The 24,485-nt window shown below is 73.3% G+C and carries 17 protein-coding genes and 2 pseudogenes; 12 read left to right on the plus strand and 7 right to left on the minus strand.

Features of this window, described 5'->3' with window-relative positions; translation table 11 throughout:
• Positions 1-117 precede the first annotated feature (117 nt).
• The gene (locus ABZZ38_RS07485; RefSeq protein WP_356736721.1) at positions 118-1,143 is read right to left on the minus strand and encodes a LacI family DNA-binding transcriptional regulator; all 1,026 of its coding nucleotides are present in this window, start codon (positions 1,141-1,143) and stop codon (positions 118-120) included.
• Positions 1,144-1,320: 177 nt separating this feature from the next.
• On the opposite strand from ABZZ38_RS07485, the gene ABZZ38_RS07490 reads away from it, so the two are divergent.
• Complete coding sequence (locus ABZZ38_RS07490) at positions 1,321-2,505, plus strand: ABC transporter substrate-binding protein (RefSeq protein WP_356736722.1); 1,185 nt, start codon at positions 1,321-1,323, stop codon at positions 2,503-2,505.
• Between the two features lie 98 nt (positions 2,506-2,603).
• On the opposite strand, the pseudogene ABZZ38_RS07495 reads toward ABZZ38_RS07490, so the two are convergent.
• From ABZZ38_RS07495 to ABZZ38_RS07520, 6 genes and pseudogenes are all read right to left on the minus strand, one after another.
• Positions 2,604-3,344, minus strand: a pseudogene (locus tag ABZZ38_RS07495) (alpha/beta fold hydrolase); the annotation flags it as partial.
• Positions 3,341-4,606, minus strand: a complete 1,266-nt coding sequence (gene pcaB / locus ABZZ38_RS07500; RefSeq protein ID WP_356736724.1) for a 3-carboxy-cis,cis-muconate cycloisomerase — start codon at positions 4,604-4,606, stop codon at positions 3,341-3,343. The gene pcaB and the pseudogene ABZZ38_RS07495, both read right to left, overlap by 4 nt.
• Complete coding sequence (gene pcaG, locus ABZZ38_RS07505; protein WP_356736726.1) at positions 4,603-5,184, minus strand: protocatechuate 3,4-dioxygenase subunit alpha; 582 nt, start codon at positions 5,182-5,184, stop codon at positions 4,603-4,605. Before pcaG ends, pcaB begins: the two co-directional genes overlap by 4 nt.
• Entirely contained in the window at positions 5,181-5,954 is a 774-nt protein-coding gene (gene pcaH, locus ABZZ38_RS07510) for a protocatechuate 3,4-dioxygenase subunit beta (RefSeq protein WP_356736728.1), read from the minus strand. The genes pcaG and pcaH overlap by 4 nt, the downstream gene beginning before the upstream one ends.
• Positions 5,955-6,089: 135 nt before the next feature.
• The gene (locus ABZZ38_RS07515; protein ID WP_356736730.1) at positions 6,090-6,737 is read right to left on the minus strand and encodes a CoA transferase subunit B; all 648 of its coding nucleotides are present in this window, start codon (positions 6,735-6,737) and stop codon (positions 6,090-6,092) included.
• Positions 6,737-7,501, minus strand: coding sequence for a CoA transferase subunit A (locus ABZZ38_RS07520; protein WP_356736732.1), 765 nt, complete (start codon positions 7,499-7,501; stop codon positions 6,737-6,739). The genes ABZZ38_RS07515 and ABZZ38_RS07520 overlap by 1 nt, the downstream gene beginning before the upstream one ends.
• A gap of 176 nt (positions 7,502-7,677) precedes the next feature.
• On the opposite strand from ABZZ38_RS07520, the gene ABZZ38_RS07525 reads away from it, so the two are divergent.
• The 11 genes and pseudogenes from ABZZ38_RS07525 (at position 7,678) to ABZZ38_RS07575 (ending at position 24,387) form a co-directional block, all read left to right on the plus strand.
• Entirely contained in the window at positions 7,678-8,163 is a 486-nt protein-coding gene (locus ABZZ38_RS07525; RefSeq protein ID WP_356736734.1) for a MarR family transcriptional regulator, read from the plus strand.
• 272 nt (positions 8,164-8,435) lie between these two features.
• Positions 8,436-10,334, plus strand: a complete 1,899-nt coding sequence (locus ABZZ38_RS07530; protein ID WP_356736934.1) for an HSP90 family protein — start codon at positions 8,436-8,438, stop codon at positions 10,332-10,334.
• A complete protein-coding gene (locus ABZZ38_RS07535) occupies positions 10,331-13,402 on the plus strand; it encodes a tetratricopeptide repeat protein (protein WP_356736736.1) in 3,072 nt (1,023 codons plus the stop codon). The genes ABZZ38_RS07530 and ABZZ38_RS07535 overlap by 4 nt, the downstream gene beginning before the upstream one ends.
• Before the next feature lie 691 nt (positions 13,403-14,093).
• The gene (locus ABZZ38_RS07540) at positions 14,094-14,804 is read left to right on the plus strand and encodes a (Fe-S)-binding protein (RefSeq protein ID WP_356736738.1); all 711 of its coding nucleotides are present in this window, start codon (positions 14,094-14,096) and stop codon (positions 14,802-14,804) included.
• Positions 14,801-16,225, plus strand: coding sequence for a LutB/LldF family L-lactate oxidation iron-sulfur protein (locus tag ABZZ38_RS07545; RefSeq protein WP_356736740.1), 1,425 nt, complete (start codon positions 14,801-14,803; stop codon positions 16,223-16,225). The genes ABZZ38_RS07540 and ABZZ38_RS07545 overlap by 4 nt, the downstream gene beginning before the upstream one ends.
• Positions 16,222-16,875: an LUD domain-containing protein gene (locus ABZZ38_RS07550; RefSeq protein ID WP_356736742.1), complete on the plus strand. Its 654-nt coding sequence runs from the start codon at positions 16,222-16,224 to the stop codon at positions 16,873-16,875. Before ABZZ38_RS07545 ends, ABZZ38_RS07550 begins: the two co-directional genes overlap by 4 nt.
• A gap of 98 nt (positions 16,876-16,973) precedes the next feature.
• A pseudogene (locus ABZZ38_RS07555) lies at positions 16,974-17,341 on the plus strand (Crp/Fnr family transcriptional regulator); the annotation flags it as partial.
• A gap of 633 nt (positions 17,342-17,974) precedes the next feature.
• Complete coding sequence (locus tag ABZZ38_RS07560; RefSeq protein WP_356736744.1) at positions 17,975-18,196, plus strand: type A2 lantipeptide; 222 nt, start codon at positions 17,975-17,977, stop codon at positions 18,194-18,196.
• Positions 18,197-18,447: 251 nt separating this feature from the next.
• Positions 18,448-19,254, plus strand: a complete 807-nt coding sequence (locus ABZZ38_RS07565; protein ID WP_356736746.1) for an HlyD family efflux transporter periplasmic adaptor subunit — start codon at positions 18,448-18,450, stop codon at positions 19,252-19,254.
• A complete protein-coding gene (locus ABZZ38_RS07570) occupies positions 19,251-21,494 on the plus strand; it encodes an NHLP family bacteriocin export ABC transporter peptidase/permease/ATPase subunit (RefSeq protein ID WP_356736748.1) in 2,244 nt (747 codons plus the stop codon). The genes ABZZ38_RS07565 and ABZZ38_RS07570 overlap by 4 nt, the downstream gene beginning before the upstream one ends.
• Before the next feature lies 1 nt (position 21,495).
• Entirely contained in the window at positions 21,496-24,387 is a 2,892-nt protein-coding gene (locus ABZZ38_RS07575; RefSeq protein WP_356736750.1) for an NHLP bacteriocin export ABC transporter permease/ATPase subunit, read from the plus strand.
• Positions 24,388-24,485: the final 98 nt, after the last annotated feature.

A 24,485-nucleotide genomic window follows, 5' to 3' on the forward strand; every position in this document is an offset into this window, starting at 1 on the left:
TTCGTCCTCCAGCCGCGCTTTGAATCGTTTTAGGCAAGCGCTTGCCGGGACAACGTAAGGACCCCCGCCGGGTACGTCAACGGTTCGGACGAGATCCGGCGAACCTCGCGGGTGCGGTCAGCGGCGCCGGGACGCCATGCTGGAGGCGCGGACCACGAGCTCCGGCTGGAGCACGATCCGCTGGTGCTCATGCCCGCCGGCGCCCTCACCGGTCTCCTCGATCAGCAGCTCGGCGGCCATCCGTCCCATGCGCCGGGCGGGCTGACGCACCGAGGTCAGGGGCACCGCGGCGGCGGCCGCGAACTCGATGTCGTCGTACCCGACGAGCGCGATGTCACCGGGCACGGACACCCCGGCGGCGAACAGCGTCTGCAGGACCCCGAGCGCCAGCAGGTCATTGGCGCAGAAGACCGCCGTCGGCCGCGGCGACATGCCCAACAGCCTGGCGCCCGCGTCCCGCCCCGACGCGACGTCGAGCCGCTCGGTCTCCACGCGCGACAGGGCCCCGGCGGGCAGCCCGGCCTCGGTGAGCGCGCCCAGGGCGCCGGTGAACCGGTCCTGGCACTGCGGCAGGTGCATCGGCCCGCCGACGAACACGAGCGACCGGTGGCCGCCTTCCAGCAGGTGGCGGGCGGCCAGCGCACCCCCCTCGACGTCGTCGACGGAGACCGAGCAGGCGTCGCCGGCCGCCGCCGTGCGGTCGACGAAGACGTACGGGATGCCGTGGCGTGCGAACGCCTTGAGCGTGCGCCCCTCGGCGTCGGCGGGCGTCACCAGCACGCCGCGCACCCGCTGCTCGGCGAAGAGTCCGAGGTACTCGGCCTCCTCGGCCGGGTCCTGGGCGCTGTTGCAGAGCATCACCCCCAGGCCGGCCTCCCGGGCGGCGCGTTCGGCGCCGGTGGCGAGGTCCACGAAGAAGGGGTTGGCCATGTCGAGGACGAGCAGCGCGATGATCCGGCTCTGGCCGGCGCGCAGCTGGCGGGCCGACTCGCTGCGTACGTATCCGAGCTCCTCGATGGCCGCCTGGACGCGCTCGCGGGTGGCTTCCGCGACCGTTCCGGGGCGGTTGATGACGTTCGAGACGGTGCCGACGGAGACGCCCGCCCGCTGCGCCACGTCCTTGATGCCCACCATGCGCGTCATGCCACGCACCCCTTTCGGCCCCCGCGTCACCCGCTCCGCCCGCCGGACCGGAGGCCTCATGGTAGGAGGTGGTGCGCCCTGCTGTCATGAATCGATTCACGGGGGTGGACGGCTCGGGAGGACGGCCGTACGACGGGAAGAGCGTGACACCTCCACCGCCACGGCGTTGACCGGGGCATGGAACGACCGAGGAAGAACAGCGAAGAGGTACGGACGGCGACCGTGGGCGTGGTGATCGCACGCACGGGCCGGCTGGCGCGGCTGGGCGACCCGCTGGCGTACGCCATGGAACTGCTGGCGCCGAAACTGCCCGGACTGCGGCTGGTGGGCCGCGACAGCGCCTCCACCGCCGACGGCGCCCGCCGGGCCGTCCGGGAACTGGTGGAGGACGAGGGGGCGCGGATCATGCTCACGCTGGCGGGGACCGAAGTGCTGCCCGCCGTCGCCGACACCTGCGAGGAGGCCGGGATCCCCTGCCTGTCCAGCACCTTCCCCTGGCAGGTGTACTACTACGGGCGCGGCGCGACGGCTCAGCGCCCGTTCCGGTGGACGTACCACTTCTGCTGGGGGCTCGACGACATCGCGGAGACCTTCGCGGACCTGTGGGAGGCGGTGGGCGGCACCGGCCGCACCGTCGGGTGCCTGTGGAACGACGGTCCGCAGGGCACCTGGTCACGCCACGAGGAGCACGGTTTCCTGCCCGCGGCACGCGCGCGTGGGCACCGTCTGGTGGACCCGGCCGGCTACCGGGAGCCGTCCACCGGCTTCGACGGCCACCTGTCGGCGTTCCGGGACGAGGGCGTCGACGTCGTCACGAGCGCGGCGACCGGAACGGACCTGGGGCTGTTCCGCCGGGCCGCGGCCGAACAGGGCCTGCGGCCCCGCCTGATCACCTGCTCGCGCTGGCTGGCCTATCCGCCCGTCCCCACGGCCACCGGGGAACCGCCCCAGGCGGACGTGGCGACGCTGGTCTACTGGACGCCCGCCCACCCCTACCGCTCCTCCATCGACGGCATGACGGCCGCGGAGCTGGCCGAGGCGTACGAGCGGAGTACGGGCAACCAGTGGCTGCAGCCGCTCGGCCTGGCGTACGCGCTCTTCGAAGTGGCCGCGCACGCCCTCGCGACCGCCGGTGACCCCACGGACCCGGCGGCGGTCGCGGCGGCGCTCGCCGCGACCCGGCTGGAGACCATCGCGGGCCCGCTGGACTGGACGTCCGGCCCGGTGGAGAACATCGCCACGGTGCGGCTGGCGGGCGGCCAGTGGCAGCGGGGCCGCGCGCATCCGTACGAACTGGCGGTCGTCCACAACCGCCGGGTGGAGGGCCTGCCGGTCGACGGCGAACTGGTGCCCCCGGCCTGAGCGGCCCGCGTCCCGCCCCCGCCGACCGGTTCCGCCCACCGGGTCCGGTCGGCGGGTCCGGTCGGCGGGTCCGTCCGGGCGGGTCCGGTGGTCGTCTACCCGCCGAAGTGACGGCGCAGGGCGGCCAGGACCTCCTCGGGCCGTTCGGCGGGGGCCAGGTGGGAGGCGCCGGGGACCACGGTGACGGTCGCGCCGGGGATGGCGCCGGCGATCTCGTGGGCGTGGGCGGGCGGGGTGGCCGGGTCGTCGCGGCCGGCCAGCACCAGGGTGGGCGTGATGATGGCGGGCAGCGCGGCGCGCACGTCGTAGGCCGCGAGGGCGTCGCAGCAGGCGGCGTACGCGTCGCGGTCGGCCCGGCGCAGGTCGTCGACCAGCCGCCGGTCGGTGAAGCCGGGCGTGAACCAGCGGTCGGGCGCCGTCCGGGCGACCGGGGCGGTGCCCTCCCGGCGTACCAGGGCGGCCCGTTCGCGCCACGCCTGCGGGTCGCCGAAGTGGGCGGAGGAGCACACCACGGCGAGCCGGTTCAGCCGACCGGGGTGGTGCGCGGCGAGCCACAGGCCGACGGCGCCGCCGAGGGAGACGCCCGCGTAGTGGAACCGCTCCAGGTGGAGGGCGTCGGCCAGCCGCAGGACGTGCGCGGCGAGGTCGGCGACGGTGGCGCCGGGGCCGATGAGGTCGGCGGGGCTCGCGCCGTGACCGGGGAGGTCCCACCGTATGCGGCGGAACGGCAGTCCGGGCGCGACGCGGTCCCACAGGGCGGTGGACGTGCCCAGGGACGGGCCGAGGAGGAGAGCGGGGGCGGTTTCGGGGCCCTCCACGAGACGGTGGAGGAGAGTCATCGGCGCTCCAGTGCGCGGTCGGTGAGACGGCCGGCCGCGCCGGTGTAGTGGGTGGGATCGGTGAGTCCGGGGTCCACGCCGAGGACGTCGGCCAGGGGCTTGCCGGTCGTCCGCACCTCCTCCGCCGCGCGCGTGAGCACGTCCTTCGGGAAACGGGTCCTCAGGCGCTCGGAGACGATCAGCCCGTCGGTGAGGTCCAGGTGGGCGCGCATGCGCTCCGGGTGGACGCGCAGCCCCTCTGCGAGGTGGACGGCGTGGTGGGCCGCTCCGCCGGCGAGGCGCAGCAGGTCGCGCAGCGGCTCCCATTCGGCGTGCCAGGCACCGGCGGGCCGTTCGTCCTCGGCGGCGACCGAGCCGTACAGGACGGCTGCGAGGGCGGGTGCGCGGCGGGCCGCCGCGGCGATCAGGGTGGACCTGACCGGGTTCGCCTTGTGCGGCATGGCGGACGAGCCCCCGCCGCTGCCCTCGCTCACCTCGGCGGTCTCCGTGCGGGAGAGGGTGAGGACGTCCGCGGCGGCCTTGCCGAGCGCCCCGGCGGTGAAGGCCAGGGCGCCGGCGAGGTCGGCGACCGGGGTCCGCAGGGTGTGCCAGGGCAGCGCGGGCTCGGCGAGGCCCAGTTCGCGGGCGTACGCGGCCACCAGGGCGAGCGGTTCCGCGCCGTACGCCTCGGAGGCGGCCAGGGTGCCGGCCGCGCCGCCCAGTTGGGCGGGCAGCCGGTCGCGGAGGGCGCGCAGGCGGTCGCGGGCGTCCAGGACCAGGGCGCGCCAGCCCGCCGCCTTCAGGCCGAAGGTGGTGGGGACGGCGTGCTGGGTGAGGGTGCGGCCGGGCATGACGGTGTCCCGGTGGGCGGCCGCCAGGGTCCGCAGGGCGTCGGCCGTGCGCTCCAGGTCGGCGAGTACGAGGGCGAGGGTGCGGGAGGCGACGAGCATGGCGGCGGTGTCGAGGATGTCCTGGCTGGTGGCGCCGCGGTGGACGTGCACGCGCGCGTGCTCCGGTACGGCGTCGGTGAGGTCCGCGACGAGCGGGATGACCGGGTTGCCGCCGGAGCGGGCGCGCAGCGCCAGGTCCCGTACCCCTGCCGCGTCGTAGGGGCGGGCGCAGGCGGCCGTGATCGCCTCGGCTGCCCGGGGCGGTGCCTGGACCCGGGCCAGGGCGGCCTCCGCGTCGAGCATCGCCCGCAGGAACGCCGCGTCGGAGGTGGCTGCCTCGGCGGGTGCGCCGGCGTGCCCGGGGGCGAGCAGGCCGGCGTCCTCGTACGTCATGTGAACTCCAGGAAGACGGTCTCGTCCTCGCCCTGCAACCGGATGTCGAACCGGTACGTGCGGTGCGGTTCGGGCCGGGCCACCAGGGTCGCCGCGCGCTCGGGCGGGAGCGAGGCGAGCAGGGGGTCGGTGGCCAGTGCGTCGGCGGGCTCGGGGAGGTGCACGCGCGTGAAGAGGTGGTGGGTGAGCCCGCGGGCGAAGACGCACAGGCTCAGGTAGGGGGCGTGTTCACCGCGCCGGCCGGGGCGCAGGGTGCGCACCGCCCAGTGGCCGTCGGCGTCGGTCGGTACGCGCCCGAATCCGGTGAAGTCGGTGCCGTTGCGGCCGAGGAAGCCGCCGGTGACCGGGTCCCGGCGCATGGACCCGCCCTTGTGCGGGAGTACGCCGTCGGGCCCGGGTCCCCAGATCTCGATCAGCGCGTCGGGGACGGGCATTCCCTCCCCGTCGAGGACCCGCCCGTGGACCGTGACGGTGTCGGGGTGGCCGGCCGGGGCTATGTCGCCGCCGTCGGGGAAGGGCAGGGCGTATCCGTGGAACGGGCCGACCGTGTGGGACGGGGTGGGGTGGGGAGTGGTCACCGGCCCTCCTCGAACCAGGTGGCGGCGGGGCCGTCGAGGACGATGTCCCAGCGGTAGCCGAGGGCCCATTCGGGCGTCGACAGGCTGTGGTCGTAGGTGGCGACCAGCCGTTGCCGGGCCGTCTCGTCGGTGACGGACTGGAGAATGGGGTCGTAGGGGAAGAGCGGGTCGTTCGGGAAGTACATCTGGGTGACGAGCCGCTGGGCGAACGCGGACCCGAAGAGCGAGAAGTGGATGTGGGCGGGGCGCCAGGCGTTGGTGTGGTTGCGCCAGGGGTACGCGCCGGGCTTGATCGTGGTGAAGGTCCACCCGCCGTCGTCGCCGGTGAGGGTACGGCCCACTCCGGTGAAGTGGGGGTCGAGCGGCGCGGGGTGCTGGTCGCGCCGGTGGGCGTAACGGCCGGAGGCGTTGGCCTGCCACACCTCGACCAGCTGGCCGCGTAGCGGGCGGCCGTGGCGGTCCAGGAGCCGTCCGGTGACGGTGATGCGCTCGCCGAGCGGTTCGCCGTGGTGCTGCCGGGTGAGGTCGTGGTCGAGCTCGGTCACGTCGGTCTCGCCGAAGGCGGGTGAGGCCAGTTCGACGGCTTCCGGGTCGCGTGCGGCGGCGACGGCGACGAGCGGCCGGCGGGGGTGGCGCAGGCGGCTGGAGCGGTACGGGGGGTAGTTCCGGGGTGGATGGTCGGCGCGTGGGGCGCCGTCGGCGACGGACTGCTCGTAGGCGGTGCGCTGCCGGACGATCTCGACGTCGATGTCCTGCTGGGTGAGTGCCATGGGCGGGGACCTCCTGCGGGGATCTACGGGTTGAGCGGGTCCGCGCGGGCGGCGGGCCGCAGCGGGTCCGGCGGGCGGCGGCGGGTTCGGCGGGCGCCTGCTGACCCGGGTCAGGGGCCGGGCGGAGCGGCGGGTTCAGCGGGCGGCGACCGGACCGGTGCGGACGGGGGCGGCGGTCCGGTCCGCGATCTCCCGTTCGGTGACGCCGGGGGCGGTCTCGACGAGGACCAGGCCGTCGTCGGTGACGTCGAGGACGCCCAGGTCGGTGATGACCCGCTGGACGCAGCCGCGCCCGGTGAGCGGCAGGGCGCACTCCTCGACGATCTTCGGACTGCCGTCCTTGGCGGTGTGGGTCATGGTGACGAGGACGCGGCGGGCGCCGTGCACCAGGTCCATGGCGCCGCCGATGCCGGTGACCAGCTTGCCGGGGACGGCCCAGTTGGCGAGGTCGCCGCGGGCGGAGACCTGCATCGCGCCGAGGACGGCGACGTCGATGTGCCCGCCGCGGATCATCGCGAAGGAGAGCGCCGAGTCGAAGAACGACGCCCCGGGCAGGACGGTGACGGTCTCCTTGCCCGCGTTGATCAGGTCGGGGTCGACCTCGTCCTCGTACGGGTAGGGGCCGGTGCCCAGGATGCCGTTCTCGGATGCGAGGACGACGTGCACGCCGTCGGGGAGGTGGTCGGGGATCAGGGTCGGCAGACCGATGCCGAGGTTGACGTACTCGCCGTCGCGCAGTTCGGCAGCCGCGCGGGCGGCCATCTGGTCGCGGGTCCAGGGCATCAGCCGCGCTCCTTTCGTGTCGTGCGGTTCTCGATCCCCTTGTCGGCGGCCTGTTCGGGCGTGAGGGCCACCACGCGCTGGACGAAGACGCCGGGCAGGTGGACGTGGTCGGGGTCGATGGCGCCGGGTTCGACCAGTTCCTCGACCTCGGCGACGGTGACGCGCCCGGCCATGGCGGCGAGGGGGTTGAAGTTGCGGGCGGACTTGGCGAACACCAGGTTGCCGTGACGGTCGCCCTTGGCGGCGCGCACGAGCGCGAAGTCGGTGCGGATGCCGTGTTCGAGGACGTGCGGTACGCCGTCGAACTCGCGGACCTCCTTGGGCGGGGACGCGAGCGCCACGCCGCCGTCGCCGTCGTACCGCCAGGGCAGTCCGCCGTCGGCGACCTGCGTGCCGACGCCGGCGGGGGTGTAGAAGGCGGGGATGCCCGCGCCGCCGGCGCGGAGCCGCTCGGCGAGGGTGCCCTGCGGGATGAGTTCCAGCTCCAGTTCGCCGGCGAGGTACTGGCGGGCGAACTCCTTGTTCGCGCCGATGTACGAGCCGGTGACGCGGGCGATGCGGCCGGCCGCCAGGAGGACGGCGAGCCCGGAGCCCATCGCCCCGCAGTTGTTGGAGACGACGGCGATGGAGCGGACGCCGGTCGCGTACACCGCCTGGATGAGGGTGTCGGGTACGCCGCTGAGGCCGAAGCCGCCGACCGCGAACGACGCTCCGTCGTACACATCGGCCACGGCTTCCGCGGCCGTGGCCACCACCTTGTCCATCCGTCCCCTTCCTCGGCACCCAGAGATACTCAGTGCACTGAGCAACTCTCGTCGAGGGAGCAGCCTGACACCGGGAGCAATACCCGTCAAGACCCTCAGTGCACCCACGGGCCGGAGGCCTGCCCATGAGACACTGGTCCGGCTCAGGGACGCATGGGGGAAGAGAGGAGTGGACCGTGCCCGCACTCGACCTCAACAGCCATCCGGGCCATCTCGCCCGGCGCTTGCAGCAGGCGCACACCCTGCTGTGGACCACGATGGTCTCCGAGGAGGTCACCTCCCCGCAGTTCGCCGTGCTCAACACCCTGGTCGGCGAGGACGCCCTGGACCAGCGCACGGTCGGCGAGCGGGTCGGGCTGGACCGCTCCACCATCGCCGAGGTGGTCCGCCGGCTGGCCGACCGCGGCCTGATCGACAAGGTGCGTGACCCGAGCGACGGCCGCCGCTCGGTGCTGCATCTCAACGACGAGGGCGTACGGGTGCACAAGAGACTGGCGGTCCGCACGGCGCGGATGAACCAGATCTTCCTCGCCCCGCTGGACGCCGCCGAGCAGACCGTGTTCCTGGAGCTGCTGCGCCGGGTCTCGGACGCGGCGGAGGGCCTGCGCAACCCGGCACCGGGTCTCGCCGCGGCGGCCGGACGCGTCTCCTCGGCACCTTGATCACCGTCGTGGGGAAACCACCTGGGCATTGTCAGTGGTGGTCCCTACGATGGTCGTCAATTCCGAGTCCTTCTCGGTGTCGTCCGGCTGCGCCCGGACACGGCACCGAGGCCAGACCGGGCCCATCGCGATTCGTGAGGGGGGGACCCCGCGATCGCCCGACCCGCACCTGCGGCTGCCGTCCGGGGCCGTGAGGGTGCCCCCTCGTACCCATGAACCTTCGCTCACCCGACTCCTCCTCCGAACCCTCCACGCCTTCGACGTCCTCCTCCATGTCCACCTCGTCGTCCACCTCTACGTCGTCCTCGTTGTCCACCTCTACGTCGTCCTCGTCGTCCGAACCCTCGGTCAACGCCTTCCAGGTGGACCTGCGCGGCCTGGTCGACCTGCTGTCGCACCACCTCTACTCCAGCCCACGCGTATACGTCCGCGAGCTGCTGCAGAACGCGGTGGACGCGGTCACGGCCCGCCTCGCCCATGACCCGTCCGCGCCCACGGGCATCCGCCTCACGGCCACCGGTGACGCCGTCACCATGGAGGACACCGGCATCGGCCTCACCTCCGACGAGGTGCACACGCTCCTCGCCACCATCGGCCGGAGCTCCAAGCGCGACGCCCTGGACAGCGCCCGTCAGGAGTTCCTCGGCCAGTTCGGCATCGGGCTGCTCGCCTGCTTCGTCGTCGCCCGGCAGATCCGCGTCGTGTCCCGCTCCGCCCGCGAACCCGGCGAACCGCCCGTCGAGTGGCTGGCGAGCGACGACGGCTCGTACACGGTCCGCACACTCCCCCACGACGCCCGGCCCGAACCGGGCACCACGGTCCGGCTGGAGCCACGGCCCGGCGCCGAGGAGTGGACCGAGCCCGACCGCGTGGCCGAGCTCGCCCGGGACTTCGGGTCGCTGCTGCCGCACGAGGTCACCTTCACCGGACCCGACGCCACCGACCGCCCCCTGACCGAGCGGCCCGCGGTGTGGGACCGGGCCCACCCGACGCCCACCGCCCGCCGGGTCGCGCTCGCCGGGCACTGCGCGCGGGTCTTCGGGTTCACCCCGCTCGACTCCATCGACCTGGACCTGCCGGTCGCCGGGGTGCGCGGTGTCGCGTACGTCCTGCCGTCCGCGACGAGCCCCGCCACCCGGGCGGCCCACCGGGTCTACCTGAAGGGCATGCTGCTCACCGACCGGGCCGACAACCTGCTGCCGGACTGGGCGTTCTTCGTCCGGGTCGTCCTGGACACCGACACGCTGCGCCCCACCGCGTCCCGCGAAAACCTGTACGACGACGAGACGCTCGCCGCCGTGCGCGACGCGCTGGGCGCCCGTATCCGCGACTGGCTCGCCGAACTGGCCGCGGGCGACCCCGACCGGCTGGCGGCGTTCCTCACCGTGCACCACCTGGGCGTGAAGTCCCTGGCGCGGCACGACGCCGAGCTGTTCCGGCTGATGCTGCCGTGGCTGCCGTTCGAGACCAGCGACGGACGGGTCACCCTCGACGAGTTCGTACGCGCCCATCCCCGGGTGCACTTCACGCGCACGGTGGAGGAGTTCCGGCAGGTCTCCCCCATCGCCGCCGCCCACGGCCTGGGCATCGTCAACGGCGGATACACGTACGACGCCGATCTCATCGCCCTCCTCCCGCAGGTGCGGGACGGTGTCACGGTCGGCGAACTCGACGCGGGCGCCGTCACGGCCCATCTCGACCCGGTCGAGCCCCAGCAGGAGCTGGCCCTCGCCGGCTTCCTCGCCACCGCCCGGACCCGGCTCGACGCCCTCGGCTGCGACGTGGCGCTGCGCGCCTTCCAGCCGGTGACCGTGCCGGCGCTGTACCTGGACGACCGCGAGGCCCGCCACGAGCGGGACCGCGCGGCGGCCGAGGAGGGCGCCGACACCCTGTGGAGCGACATTCTCGGCGCGCTGCGCGGCTCCGCCCCGCGCGCCCGTCTGGTCCTCAACCACAACAACCCCCTGGTGCGCCGAATCGCGGCCATCCCCGACACCGAACTGGCGGGCACGGCGGTCGAGTCGCTGTACGGCCAGGCCCTGCTGATGGCGCAGCGCCCGCTGCGCCCCGCCGACACCTCTCTGCTCAACCGGGCCTTCCTCGGGCTGCTGGAGTGGGCCACGCACCCGGTCGGCGGTACGACCACCACCCCTCAGGAGGGCGACCAGTGACCACCCCGGAGTACGCACCGGAGGACATCCGCCGGGCCCTGTGGGAGAACAACTCGGCGCCCAACGGACTGCTGCGCAACGCCCGCGCGGAGGAGCTGGTCACCGCCGCCGAATCGACCGGTGACCGCGATCTGCTCAGGCAGGCGCTGTTCGGCCTCATCAGGGCGTACGAGTACAGCACCGAGCGCGGCAGGATGCTGGTGCCGTTCGCCCGGCTCATGCAGGAGTGGGACCGCGACCCGTCCGCGTTCGACGCCGCGGACAGCCACACCTTCCACTGGATGTTCAAGTGGGTCACCTCCGGGATGCTGACGCTCCCGGAGATCCCGCTCGCCACCATGGAACAGTGGCTCGTCGAGATGGAGCGGCGGTACCGCGTGGCCGGTTTCACCGAGCGGGCCGTACGGCAGGCGGAGTTCGAACTGGCCGACGACACCGGGGACACCGGGCGGGCGGCGCGCGCGTTCGCCGCGTGGACGGCGGCGGAGCGCGACCCGATGGCCAACTGCCACGCCTGCGAGCTCAACGACCAGGGCGCCTACTGGCTGAGCCAGGGGCAGGACGACAAGGCGCTGCGGACCTGGGCGCCGGTGCTCGACGGCAGCTCCAGCTGCATGGAGGAGCCGCACCGCGTCCTCGCCAAGTCCCTGCTCCCGCTGGTGCGGACGGGCCGCCCGGACGAGGCCCGGGCCAACCATCTGCGCGGCTACCGCATGGCGCGCGGCAATGAGAGCCTGCTGCCGTCGATCGGCCTCCACCTGGAGTTCTGCGCGCTGACCGGCAATGAGGGCCGGGGGCTGGAGCTGCTCTCCGAGCACGCGTCGCACCTCGCCTCCGACGGCAACCCATGGGCCCGGCTGGAGTTCTTCACGGGGACGCTGGTCCTGCTCCGCCGACTGCTGGCCCTCGGCGTCGGGGACCGGCCCGCGGTCGCCTATGACGGACGGCTGCGCACGGTGCGTGAACTGCACGACCTGATGGACGCGGAGGCGGTGGCCATCGCCGCGCGGTTCGACGAGCGCAACGGCAGCGACGTCGTGTCCGGCCGGCTCAAGCTCAGGCTGGAACGCGAGCCCCTGCTGGCCGCCCTCCCCCTGGGCGTACGGGCCGCGCGGCTCACGACGCCCTCCCCCGCGCCCACGGGCGACGTCCCCCACGGCGCGACCGGCGGCGCGACGCACGGTGTACCCGGTGGCGCGACCCGGGTGGCGGAGCGGGACGGCCTGCCCGAGTTGGTCGCCGAGGCGCGCGAGCTGCGCGCCCAGGGGCATCCGCGCGCGTCGGTCGTCTGGGACCGGATCGACGCCTTGGTCGCCGCCGCCGGCGGCGAGGCGACCGATCCGCTGCTGGCCGCGGACCTGCTGGACCACCGGGCGCTCCGGGCCGGACGCGCGGATGAGGACGGCGCACGTGAGCTCTTCGAGGAGGTGGTCACGGCCTACCGGGCCGCCGGTGAGCCGAGCCGGGCCGCGCTCGCCGAACTGCGGCTGGTCTCCGCCGCGGCGCGGGAGGGCGCGGAGCCGCACGAGATACGGGACCTCCTCGCGACGGCCTCCGCTTCGGCGCAGGCGCTGGACCTGGATGACCCCATGAGGACGCGGCGGATGGCGACGGCAGCCCTCACGCGCATCAAGGTCGACGCGATGCTCCGGCACGCCGAGGACGGACATCGGAGCCCCGCCGACCGGGACGGCCACGGCGATGCGCGCCTGGCCACCGATCTGTCCGGGTTCATCGAGCAGTTCGCGCAGTTCGCGGACGGGGCAGCCGGCGGCGTGGAGGACCTGCTCGCCGAGGCGGACGAGATGCGCGCCGACCTTGCCTGGCGGGCGGGTGACGGGGAGACGGCCGACGCCCTCCTGGCCCTGGCCGCGCAGCGCACCCTGGCCGCCGGCCGCCCCTGGGACGCGGCCGAGCCGCTGGCCCGGCGCGCCCGGCTGCTGATGCGGCTGGGCCGCCTGACGGAGGCCGAGGAAGCGGCGCGCGCGGCTCTCACGCACGGCGCCGAACTGGTGGCGGCGCACGAACTGGGCTCGATCCGGCTGACCCTGGCGGAAGTCCTGTACCAGCAGGAAGGCAAGGAGGCCGAGGCGGTGGAGCACGCCCTTGAGGCGGCGCACTGGTTCGACGCCGCCGGGGACTTCGCCGGCGCCGGGGCGTACGCCCGGCTGGCCCTCGCCCAGGCCCTGGGCGAGACGGGCCGGGCGGCCGAGGCGGCGGAGGTGCTGGAGTCCGCACTGCCCGATCTGCTGGAGCACGGCGACGAACAGGCCGTACGGGCACGGGACACCCTCGCGCGGAATCTGCGCGCGCTGGGTGACCAGCGTGGGGCGGCGGAGCAGTACCTGCTGGCCGCCGACGTGGCCAAGGGCTGGGAGCGCCCCGGGCCCCAGGCCCACTTCGCGACGCTGGCCGCCGAGTGCCTCTCGACCGCGGGCCTGCGGGACGAGGCGGTCGCCGCGTACGAGCGGGCCGTCGAGCTCTGGCGGAACGTGGGTGATCCCGTCCCGCTCGCCCGGGCGCTGCGCTCCCTGGCCTGGCTGGAGGCCCACCGGGGCGACGCGGAGGTGGCCGGGGAGTACATGGCGAAGGCGCTCGCGGCCGTCGAGGGCGAAGGCGACGCACTCCTGGTGGAACGGGCGCGTACCTGGGCGCAGACGGCCGAGTTGCTGCTCGACGGGCTGGCCGAGGAGGACGACCACGCGGAGAAGGACGAGGGGGACGACGAGGAGCAGGACGAGGAGGACCGGAGCGGCGAGGAGAACCGGAGCGGCGAGAGTCAGGGCGGCGAGGGCGACGCCGGGGCGGCGCTGGTCCGGCGGGAGGCGGTGACGCTTCTGGAGCGGGCCGGGGCGGCGTTCGCCGCTCTGGGGACCGACGGCTTGGACGAGCGCGTCCGGTGCGCCATGCGCGCGGCCTGGACCGAACGGGCTCTGGGCCAGGGCGACGCGGCGACCGCCCGGCTGCGCGCCCTGAGCGCCGAGGTCGCCGCCATGGACACGGATGAGGCCTCGCGGGTGCTGGAGTACCTGGAGCGCATGCTCGAACAGTTCGACCCCGCGGCCTGACGGAGGGCGGACGGGCCGACACGGGACCGGGCGGGGCAGAGGACCCCGGCGGGGGCGGGCACCGCCTCGCCCGGCCCCGCCCGCCCTCCTTCCCTGAGCCCGGGCCCCGTCCACGCTGGTTCTCCGATGCCCATGGCGCGGTCGGCCGTCGCGAAGTTCTGAATGCTTTCAAAGTGCTTTCAATCAGCCCATGAGCCCCTCACCCAAGGGATCCCATCCCCTCAGGTCTTGACCTACGCCTGACAGAGAGCCACTCTTTAATACGTTTCAATCCGTGACACGGGGTCGCACCGCAGACCCGCACCGCCGACCCCGTCCCCGTCCCCGCCGCCGAGGAGCCCCGGTGACGCACGTGCCGAGCCCGCCCACCACCGCCCAGGGCACACCCCCTGCCCCGAGCGGCGCGGCGACGCGCCGGCAGTGCAGGTGGACCGCCCTGGCGGATGGCCTCCTACCTGGACGCCGGTTCCATCGTCGCGCTCGCACGCCTGCTGGCCTGCGGGTGCTCGGCGCCTTCATGCCGGACACCTCGGGCAAGTCCCTGGAACAGATCGAGGCCGAGCGCGCCGCCTCACGAAAAGCCTGATGCCGTACCACTACACTCCGCGCGGCGCGGCCCTCGCCCGGCACCACAGGCTCGGCACGAGGCCGCCGCCGACCCGGACCGCTCGACTTGACGGAAGGAGCCGCGATGCGTGTCGCGTTGTTCGTCACCTGCGTGAATGACGCGGTGTATCCCGACACCGGCATCGCCACGGTGAGGCTGCTGCGACGTCTCGGCGTCGAGGTGGACTTCCCGGCGGAGCAGACGTGTTGCGGCCAGCCGCAGTTCAACACCGGCTACCGGCGGGAGACACAGCCGCTGGTGCGTCGCACGGTACGGGCCTTCGAGGGGTACGCGCACGTCGTCACCCCGTCCGGTTCGTGCGCGGCGATGGTGCGGGACACCTACCCCAAACTGGGGGCGCCGGAGCTGGGGCCGCGGATGTACGAGCTGACCGAGTTCCTCGTCGACGTGCTGGGGGTGACCGATGTGGGCGCGTACTATCCGCACACCGTCACCTACCACCCGTCCTGTCATGGACTGCGGATGCTGGGGCTCGGGGAGCGTCCGCGCAGGCTGCTGGAAGCGGTCAAGGGGCTGGAGCTGGTCGAGTTGCCCGGCGCGGAGGAGTGCTGTGGTTTCGGCGGGACGTTCGCGGTGAAGAACGCGGCCGTGTCGGTGGCGATGGGCCGGGACAAGGTCCGTAACGCGGTGGGGACCGGTGCCGGGGTGCTGTGCGGGGCGGACAATTCCTGTCTGATGCATCTGGGCGGGATTCTGCGGCGGCAAGGTGAGCGGATGCGCGCGGTGCACATCGCCGAGATCCTGGCGAGTACGGAAGAGGAGCCGCTGCGGTGAGTGGGACCAGGACGTTCGTCGGGATGCCGGCGTTCCCGGAAGCGGCCGCCGACGCCGTACGCGACGACAGGCTGCGGGCCAACCTCCGGCACGCGACGCACACGATTCGCGACAAGCGGGCCAGGGCTGTGGCGGAGCTGGCCGACTGGGCCGAGCTCCGCGAGGCGGGCAGGCGGATCAAGGACCGTACGCTGCGCCATCTGGACACGTATCTGGTGCGGTTGGAGGAGGCCGTCACGGCGGCGGGCGGCACGGTCCACTGGGCGTCGGACGCCGCCGAGGCGAACCGGATCGTGACCGCGCTGGTCCGGGCGACCGGCGAGCGCGAGGTCGTGAAGGTCAAGTCGATGGCCACGCAGGAGATCGGGCTCAACGAGGCCCTGGAGGCGGAGGGCATCGCGGCGTACGAGACGGATCTCGCCGAGTTGATCGTGCAGTTGGGCGACGACCGGCCCAGCCACATCCTGGTCCCGGCGATCCACCGCAACCGCGCCGAGATCCGCGACATCTTCCGTGACCGGATGGCGGCCTGGGGGCGGCCCGCGCCGGAGGACCTGACGGACACGCCGGCGGAGCTGGCCGAAGCGGCCCGGCTGCACCTGCGGGAGAAGTTCCTGCGCGCGAAGGTCGGGATCTCCGGGGCGAACTTCATGGTCGCCGAGACCGGCACGCTGGTCGTGGTGGAATCGGAGGGCAATGGGCGCATGTGTCTGACGCTGCCCGAGACACTGATCTCGGTCGTCGGCATCGAGAAGCTCGTGCCGACCTGGCGCGACCTGGAGGTCTTCCTCCAGACGCTGCCGCGTTCGTCGACGGCGGAGCGCATGAACCCGTACACCTCGATGTGGACCGGCACGAGCGACGGGGACGGCCCGAGGACGTTCCATCTCGTGCTCCTCGACAACGGCCGCACCGACGCGCTCGCCGACGAGGTGGGCCGTCAGGCGCTGCGCTGCATCCGCTGCTCGGCGTGCCTCAACGTCTGCCCGGTGTACGAGCGGGCCGGCGGCCACGCGTACGGCTCGGTCTACCCGGGCCCGATCGGCGCGATCCTCACCCCCCAACTGCGCGGCACGGCGAGCGCGGTCGACGCCTCGCTGCCGTACGCGTCCTCGCTGTGCGGCGCGTGTTACGAGGTGTGCCCGGTGGCCATCGACATCCCGGAGGTGCTGGTCCACCTCCGGGAGCGCGTCGCCGGCCAGGGCGGCAAAGGGCACCGCCTGGAGAAGGCGGCCGTCAAGGCGGCGACCTGGCTGCTCGACCACCCTTCCGCGCTCGCCGCCGCGGAGCGCGTCGCCGGCGCGACACGCCGGGCGCACCCGTCGAGGCCACCCGGCGCGGGGGCCTGGACCGACAGCCGCGACCTGCCCGACGTACCCGAACGGTCCTTCCGTGACTGGTGGAAGGAGAACCAGGCGTGAGCGCCCGCGACCGGATCCTCGCCCGCGTCCGCGCGGCCGTCGCCGACGCGCCCGAAGCGCCGGAGCCCGCCCGCGGCTACCTCACCGCCCACACCCCCTCCGACGACCCGGCCGCGCTCCTGGACCTCCTCGACCACAACCTCACCGACTACCGCGCCCATGTCCACCGCACGACGGAGACGCGCCTGCCGTCGGTCATCGCGGAGTTGTGCGCCCGTCACAAGGTGCGTTCCGTCGCCGTACCACCCGGTCTGCCCGCCGCGTGGCTGGCCGCCGTCGACGCCGAGCAGCGCCACGACACCCCGGAGGCCCCGCTCCCGCCCCGTCGGCTCGACGACACGGACGCCGTGGTCACCGGCTGCGCCCTGGCCATCGCCGAGACCGGCACCCTAGTCCTCGACGGCACCGAGGGCCAGGGCCGCCGCGCCCTGACCCTGGTGCCCGACCTTCACCTCTGCGTCGTCCGCGCGCCCGGCCAGGTGGTCGCCTCCCTCCCCCTGGCCCTGCCCCGCCTGGACCCGACCCGGCCGCTGACGTGGATCTCCGGACCCTCCGCCACCAGCGACATCGAACTCGACCGGGTGGAAGGCGTCCACGGCCCGCGCACGCTCCACGTCATCCTCGTCACCGCCCCGCACGACGGCCGGTAGGCGCCGCACCTGCCGGGTGGCCGGGCGCGGGTGTGGCACGTCCGCACGGGCGGAGGGCTCGACCATGCCTCGGCGGGGCACTGCTGCTGCCCGCTGCCTTCATCCGGGCGCCGCGGACGATCGCGGCGTTCGGCAAGGAGTGCGACAAGCGGGGCCTGTACATCGGCAGCGTCGATGTCGGCGGACACCGGATCCCCGCGTGGCGCGGTGTCCCGATCCTCCCGTGCGGCAGGATCCCGGTCACCGGGCACCACACGTCGTCGATCATCGCGACGCGTACCGGTGAGGACAACGAGGGCGTCATCGGCATCCTCCGGACCGCCCCCCCGACGAGTACGAGCCCGGGCTGAACCTCCGCTGCATGGGGATCGACGAGAAGGCGATCATCTCGTACCCGGTCAGCACCTATTACTCGGCCGCGATCATGGTCCCCGATGCCATCGGCATCGACGAGAACGTCGAAGTCCGTGCGCGCGTAGCCGCCTCGCCCCTCCTCTGCGGGGGGCGCCGAAGGCGTCGGGGCTGCCCACCGGCCCCACCGGTCCGGGCCCCACCGGTCCGGGCTCCGCCGCCGCGCGGCCGGCCTTCCAGCGGTCGCCGGGCGCGGGCACCGCCCCTCCGGTTCGTCCCTGGCCTCCCTGGGGCACACGGTCACCCCGGGCTTCCGGGGACACCCAGGGCGGCGACCGGCTCACCGCACCGGCGCGCGGCGGGACCCTTCCGAAGGATGCCGCCGCGTCCCTTTTGGCGCGATGCCAGCGAATCTGCACAGCGAATGTACAGGCGTCACACCTTCTCCCACGGCCGTGCACCACGCTGCCGGGCAGGCCCACCCGTTGATGCCGGAATGTCCCGTTCCGCATCCGGGAAGGCCGCGGCGCGGGCGGACCGGTGGGACGAGACCTGTGAAGAAGCTGGCACCAATTCATGAATGCCCCTGCACGCAAAGGTAATTCGGACCCGCGATCGTGCCCCTGAAGGCAGTTGACCGATTGGCTGACCAACACACCCGCGTGCTTTGATCCTTCGCACTGCGACGCGTCGCACAAAGGCTCGGTCCGCAGTTCTTTCGAGTTATCCGTGTGAAGGGAACCTCCGCATGACCCCCGAGATCCAGACCCAGGAAATCTCCGACAGCGACCTCGACAACGTGTCGGGTGGTCTGCACAGCGCCGTCGCCAGCGGTGTGGTCGGCAGCGCGACCGCCACCCTCGACTCCATCGCCCCGGTCACCGGCGTCGCCACCTCGGCCGTCGGCGCTGTCGAGTCGTTCGCCGGCCTCAACACCTCGGCCGTCACCGGTTTCGTCGCCGGTCTCTGAGACCGCTCGCGTGAGCCCCGGGACGTACGCGTTCCGGGGCTCGCCACGCTGACCGCGCCACCCGCCCGGCGCCCGCCCGGCATCCGTCCGCATCCGCCCGGCATCCGCTCAACTTTCCCGGGAAACAGCCTCCGAAGCCGGGACGAAAGCATCCCCGAGCCATTCGGGAAGACGCCCGCGCACCGTCCGAACACCCCTGGAACACCCCGGGATCCGGAAACCCGGACATTCGCAGCCGAGGGAAGAGTTACGTGCAGTTCCGCCAAAAGGCCCTTTCCAAGCTGCAATCCCCCGAGGAAATAGACCTGCCGGTGCGTTTCGCCCGGCCGCAGGGCCTTCTCGTCCTGACCGTCACGGTTCTCGCCGTGCTCGCCGCGTCCGTGTGGGCGGTGACCGGCACCGTCTCCTCCTCGCTCTCCGCGCCCGGTGTCCTCACCCACGCCCAGGGCAGCTACATCCTGCAGAGCCCCGTCACCGGCCAGGTCGTCGACGTACTCGCCGACGAGGGCGACCACGTTCCCGCCGACGCACCGCTGGTGAGGGTCAGCACTCCTCAGGGCACCACCGTCGTCCGCACCATCGCCGCCGGCCGGCTGACCACCCTCGTCGCCACGATCGGTTCCGTGGTGACGACGGGCGCCGACGTGGCGGCCGTGGAGCGGGCCGACAAGGAGGACGCCCCCCTGATGGCGATGTTGTACGTGCCCGCCGACCGTGGAGCGGAGATTCCCGTCGGCGCCTCGGTGGACCTCACCGTCCAGTCCGTGCCCGCCCAGCGGTACGGCGTGTTGCGCGGCCGGGTCAAGGCGGTCGGCCGCACGGCGCAGACCCGGCAGCGGATCGGCGCCTTCCTCGGCAGCACCCAGCTCGCCGAGCAGTTCTCGCAGCACGGCCCGCCGGTGAACGTGCTCGTCCGCCTGGAACGGTCGTCATCGACGAAGACCGGTTACGCCTGGTCGACCTCGGACGGCCCGGCGTTCTCCATCGACTCCATGACCCTCGCGTCCGGCTCCATCCACCTGGCCGAACAGCGCCCGGTCGATTGGCTGCTGCCGTGAGCGCGCCGAGCGGACGCCGCCGGGCCGGGGCCGACGCGCCGGGCGGACGCCGCCGCGCCGCCCCGCCCCCGGCCCGGCCGAAGAAGCCGAAGGCCGTGCGCACCCCGACGGTGCTCCAGATGGAGGCCGTCGAGTGCGGTGCCGCCTGCCTGGCCATGGTGCTCGCCCACTACGGACGGCACGTACCGCTGGAGGAGCTCCGGATCGCGTGCGGCGTCTCCCGGGACGGCTCGCGCGCGAGCAACGTCCTGAAGGCGGCGCGCGGTTACGGTCTGCGGGCCAAGGGCATGCAGATGGAACCGGCGGCGCTCGCCGAGGTGCGGGCGCCCGCCATCCTCTTCTGGGAGTTCAACCACTACGTCGTCCACGACGGCATGGGACGCCGCTTCGGCCGGCGCGGTGTACACATCAACGATCCCGCCAAAGGCCGCCGCTTCGTGCCGATGGAGGAGTTCGACACCAGCTTCACCGGTGTCGCCCTGGTCTTCGAGCCGGGTGAATCCTTCCGCCCGGGCGGGCGCAAGCCCGGCGTGCTGCGCTCCGTGCCCGCGCGGCTGCGCGGCACGACCGGCACCCTGCTGGCCGCGCTGCTCGCCAGCCTCATGCTGGTGGCGGTCGGTGCGGCGGTGCCCGCGCTGAGCCGTACGTACATCGACATGTTCCTGATCGGCGGGCAGACGTCGGTGCTGGGGCCGCTGTTCGCGTCGATGGCCGCTATGGTCGCGCTCACCGCCGTACTGACCGGGCTTCAACAGGCCAACCTGCTGCGCGGGCGGATCATCTCGTCCACGCTCGGCAGTGCCCGCTTCTTCCGGCACCTGATGCGGTTGCCGGTCACGTTCTTCGCGCAGCGCAGCCCGGCCGACCTGGTGCAGCGGCTGCAGTCCAACGACGCGGTCGCCGAGATCCTCGCCCGTGACCTCGCCGCCGCCGGGGTGGACGGCGTCGTCGTCGTCCTGTACGCGCTCCTGCTGTGGACGTACGACCCCCAACTGACGGTCGTGGGCGTGCTCATCGCCCTGCTCAACGTGGTCGCGATGCGGATCGTCGTCCGCCTGCGGTCGACCCACACGCAGAAGCTGCGCGCCGACAGCGCACGGCTGACGAACACCTCGTACACCGGTCTGCAGCTGATCGAGACCATGAAGGCCACCGGTGGGGAGAACGGTTACTTCCGGCGCTGGGCCGGCCAGCACGCGACCACCCTGGAGGTGCAGCAGCGACTCGGCGTGCCGACCGCGGCCCTCGCCGTCGTCGCGCCCACCCTCGCCACACTCAACAGCGCGCTCATCCTGTGGATCGGCGGACTGCGCGCGGTGGAGGGACACATCTCCATCGGCCTGCTCGTGGCGTTCCAGGCACTCGTGACACGCTTCACGGCCCCCATCACCCGGCTGAACGGAGTGGCGGGGCGCATCCAGGACTTCGCGGCCGATGTGGCCCGGCTGAAGGACGTCGAGAACTTCCCCGCCGACACGCTCTACGCGCGCGTGGAGGCCGATGCGAGCACCCGGCGACTCACCGGCCATGTGGAGCTGGACGACATCACCTTCGGCTACAGCCCGCTCGACGAGCCGCTGCTGACCGGCTTCTCCCTCACCGTCGGTCCCGGGCAGCAGGTGGCGCTCGTCGGCGGGTCCGGCAGCGGGAAATCCACCGTCTCACGGCTCATATCCGGGCTCTACGCGCCCTGGGAGGGAACCATCCGCATCGACGGGCAGCGGCTGGAGGACATACCGCGCAGCGCGCTGGCCGCCTCCGTCTCCTTCGTCGACCAGGACGTCTTCCTCTTCGAGGGCACCGTCCGCGACAACGTCGCGCTGTGGGACCCGTCCATACCGGACGAGGCGATCGTGGCCGCGCTGCGTGACGCCGCGCTGTACGACGACGTGATCGCGCGGCGGCCGGAGGGTATCCACAGCCGCGTCGAGCAGGACGGGCGCAACTTCTCGGGCGGGCAGCGCCAGCGGCTGGAGATCGCCCGCGCCCTGGTGCGGCGGCCGTCCATCCTCGTCCTGGACGAGGTGACGAGCGCCCTCGACGCGCAGACCGAACAGATCATCATCGACAACCTCCGCCGACGCGGGTGCGCGTGCGTCGTCATCGCCCACCGGCTGTCCACGGTGCGCGACAGCGACGAGATCGTGGTCCTGGACCATGGCACGGTCGTCGAACGCGGCCGGCACGAGGACCTGATCGCCGCCGGGGGCGCGTACGCCGAGCTGGTACGGGAGCGCTGACATGACCCAGCCCCCCACGGTCGGCCACGGCCCCGTCACCCACGACCCCGTCACCCACGCCCTCGGCGGACTCGGCACACCCGTCGACTGCGCCGGACTGCGCAGCGTCCACCTGGAGGGGCCGCACGTGCTGTGGCTCGTCGTCGGCGGCGGACTGGACCTCTTCGCGGTCGACGCGGCGCACCAGGGCAACTGGCACTTCCTGGGCAGGCTGGAGGCGGGCACCCTCCTCCTGGGGCCGGTCGAGGGCCCGCAGCACACCCTGGTGGGCAGGCCGACGCAGGACTGCGCGCTGCGCCGGATCGCGCTGCGTCAGCTGTACCCGGAGCAGGGCACGGGGTACGACGCATACGGCGCGTACGGCGGACAGGGCACGTATGACCCGTACGACCCGTACACCAACCCGGGTGAGCCGACGCCCTTGGAGCACGCGGTGGCGCTCGGTACGGCGCGCAGCCTCGGCGTGCTGTTCGAGGCGCCGCTGGACGGCCGCCCCGGCGCCGACGAGACGGGAGCGGTCGCCGACGACGACATGCTGTGGATGCCGGTCCCCGCGGGCAGCGTGCGGTACGGCGCGGCCTACGGCGCGGACGCGGCTGCCGATCTGCTGGTGGACGGCGCGCTGTGGCAGCGGATGGTCAACCAGCAGTTCCGGCTGCTGTCGGCGGTGGACCGCTGGATCGAGCAGTTGGAGCGGGCGCACGAGGACCGGGCCGCGGCCGGCATCAAGGCGGGCGAGGCCGTGCGCGCCAGGGCGGACCAGGCGCTGCTGGCGTCCATCGGCGGGCCGGACCGCGTGGGCCGCAAGGGCGGCGGCCGGAGTGCGGAGAGCGACGACGCGACGTTCGCCGTGTGCCGCCGGGTGGCGCGGGCGGCCGGTGTCACGCTCACCGAGCCGGTGAGGAGCGGCGACGCGGTCGACGAGCGGATCGGCCCGGTCGAGCGCATCGCGGTCGCCTCCCGGATCCGCACCCGCGCGGTCCGGCTCGACGGGCGCTGGTGGCGTACCGACTCCGGCCCCCTGGTCGGCCACTGGGCGAGATCCGGGGCACCGGTGGCCCTGCTGTGGCGGCGCGGCCGGTACGAGGCGGTGAACCCGGCCAGCGGGCTGCGGATCCGGCTCGACGCGGAGAAGGCGGCCGAACTGGAGCCGCGGGCCGTGATGTTCTACCGTCCGCTGCCTGAGCGGCCCATGACCGCGTGGCGGCTGCTGCGCTTCAGCCTGCGCGGCACCGCCGACGACGTACGCAACCTGGTCCTGGCCGGGCTGGTGACCGTCTGCCTCGGCGCGCTGGTGCCGGTCGCGACCGGGCGGATCCTCGGCTCGTACGTACCGGCGGCCGAGACGAGCCTGATCGCGCAGGTGTCGCTGGCCGTCATGGTCACCAGCATCGTCTCCGCGGCTTTCATGCTGTTGCAGAACCTCACGCTGCTGCGGATGGAGGGGCGGATCGAGAGCGTGTTGCAGCCGGCCGTGTGGGACAGGCTGCTGCGGCTGCCCACGAGGTTCTTCGCCGAGCGGTCGACCGGTGAGCTGGCGAGCGCCGCCATGGGCGTCAGCGCGATCCGCCGGGTGATGACGGGTGTCGGGCCGGTGGCTCTCCAGGCGACCACCATCGGCGCCATGAACCTGGTCCTGCTGCTCTGCTACAGCGTGCCGCTCGCGCTGGCCGCGATCGTCATGCTGCTGGTGATCGGGGCCGTCTTCCTCGGCCTGGGGCTGTGGCAGGTGCGCTGGCAGCGGCGGCTCGTCGAGCTGAACAACAAGCTGAACAACCAGGCCTTCCAGACCCTGCGCGGACTGCCGAAGCTGCGGGTGGCGGCGGCGGAGAGCTTCGCGTACGCGGCGTGGGCGCGCGAGTTCGCCCGCTCGCGGGAGTTGCAGCAGCGGGCGGGCCGTATCAGGAACATCACCACGGTCCTCGACGCCGTGTACCTCCCGCTCTGCACCTTGATCATGTTCATGCTGCTGGCGGGCCCGGCGCGGGGGTCCATGTCGGCGGGTGCGTTCCTGACGTTCAGCACGTCGGTGACGATGCTGCTGACATCGGTCACCCAGCTCACCGGGGCGCTGGTGTCGGCCGCGGCCGCGCTGCCGCTGTTCGAACAGATCAAACCGGTGCTGGACGAGGCTCCGGAGGTCCGCGGTTCCACGGCGCAGCCCGGGGTCCTGTCCGGGGCCGTGGAGGCCCGCGGCCTCTCCTTCCGGTACGCCGACGACGCGCCGCTCGTCCTCGACGACGTGTCGCTCGCCATCCGGCCGGGCGAGTTCGTGGCGATCGTCGGGCCGAGTGGCTGCGGCAAGTCCACACTGCTGCGCCTCCTCATCGGCTTCGACCGGCCCGCCTCGGGCAGCGTGCTGTACGACGGTCAGGACCTGGCCGCCCTCGACCAGGCGGCGGTGCGGCGCCAGTGCGGCGTCGTCCTGCAGAACGCGCAGCCGCTGACGGGTTCGATCATGGACTGCATCTGCGGCGCCGAGGCGTTCTCCCAGGAGGAGGTGTGGGCCGCCGCCGAGATGGCGGGCCTGGCGGAGGACATCAGGCGCATGCCGATGGGCCTGCACACGATGATCGCGGGCGGTGGTGCGATCTCGGGCGGCCAGCGCCAGCGCCTGATGATCGCGCAGGCCCTGATCCGCCGCCCGCGGATCCTGTTCTTCGACGAGGCGACGAGCGCGCTGGACAACGAGGCGCAGCGCACCGTGATCGACTCCACCCGCCGGCTGAAAGCCACCCGCCTGGTGATCGCCCACCGCCTCTCCACGGTGATGGACGCCGACCGGGTGATCGTCATGTCCGGAGGTCGCATCGTCGAGCAGGGTCCGCCGGCCACCCTCCTGGCGGACCCGAGGGGCCATCTGTACGAATTGGTACATCGTCAGATGAGCTGACCGGGCCGCCCTCGAAAGGGGGCGTCTCCACGCCGCGCGCACCGGTGCACGGGCCGGGACGAACCCCTGGCTCCGCATGCCGCCCGGGAAGCCACCGG

This window comes from Streptomyces sp. NPDC006368 (assembly GCF_040612535.1).
In the GTDB taxonomy this organism is placed as follows: Bacteria; Actinomycetota; Actinomycetes; order Streptomycetales; family Streptomycetaceae; genus Streptomyces.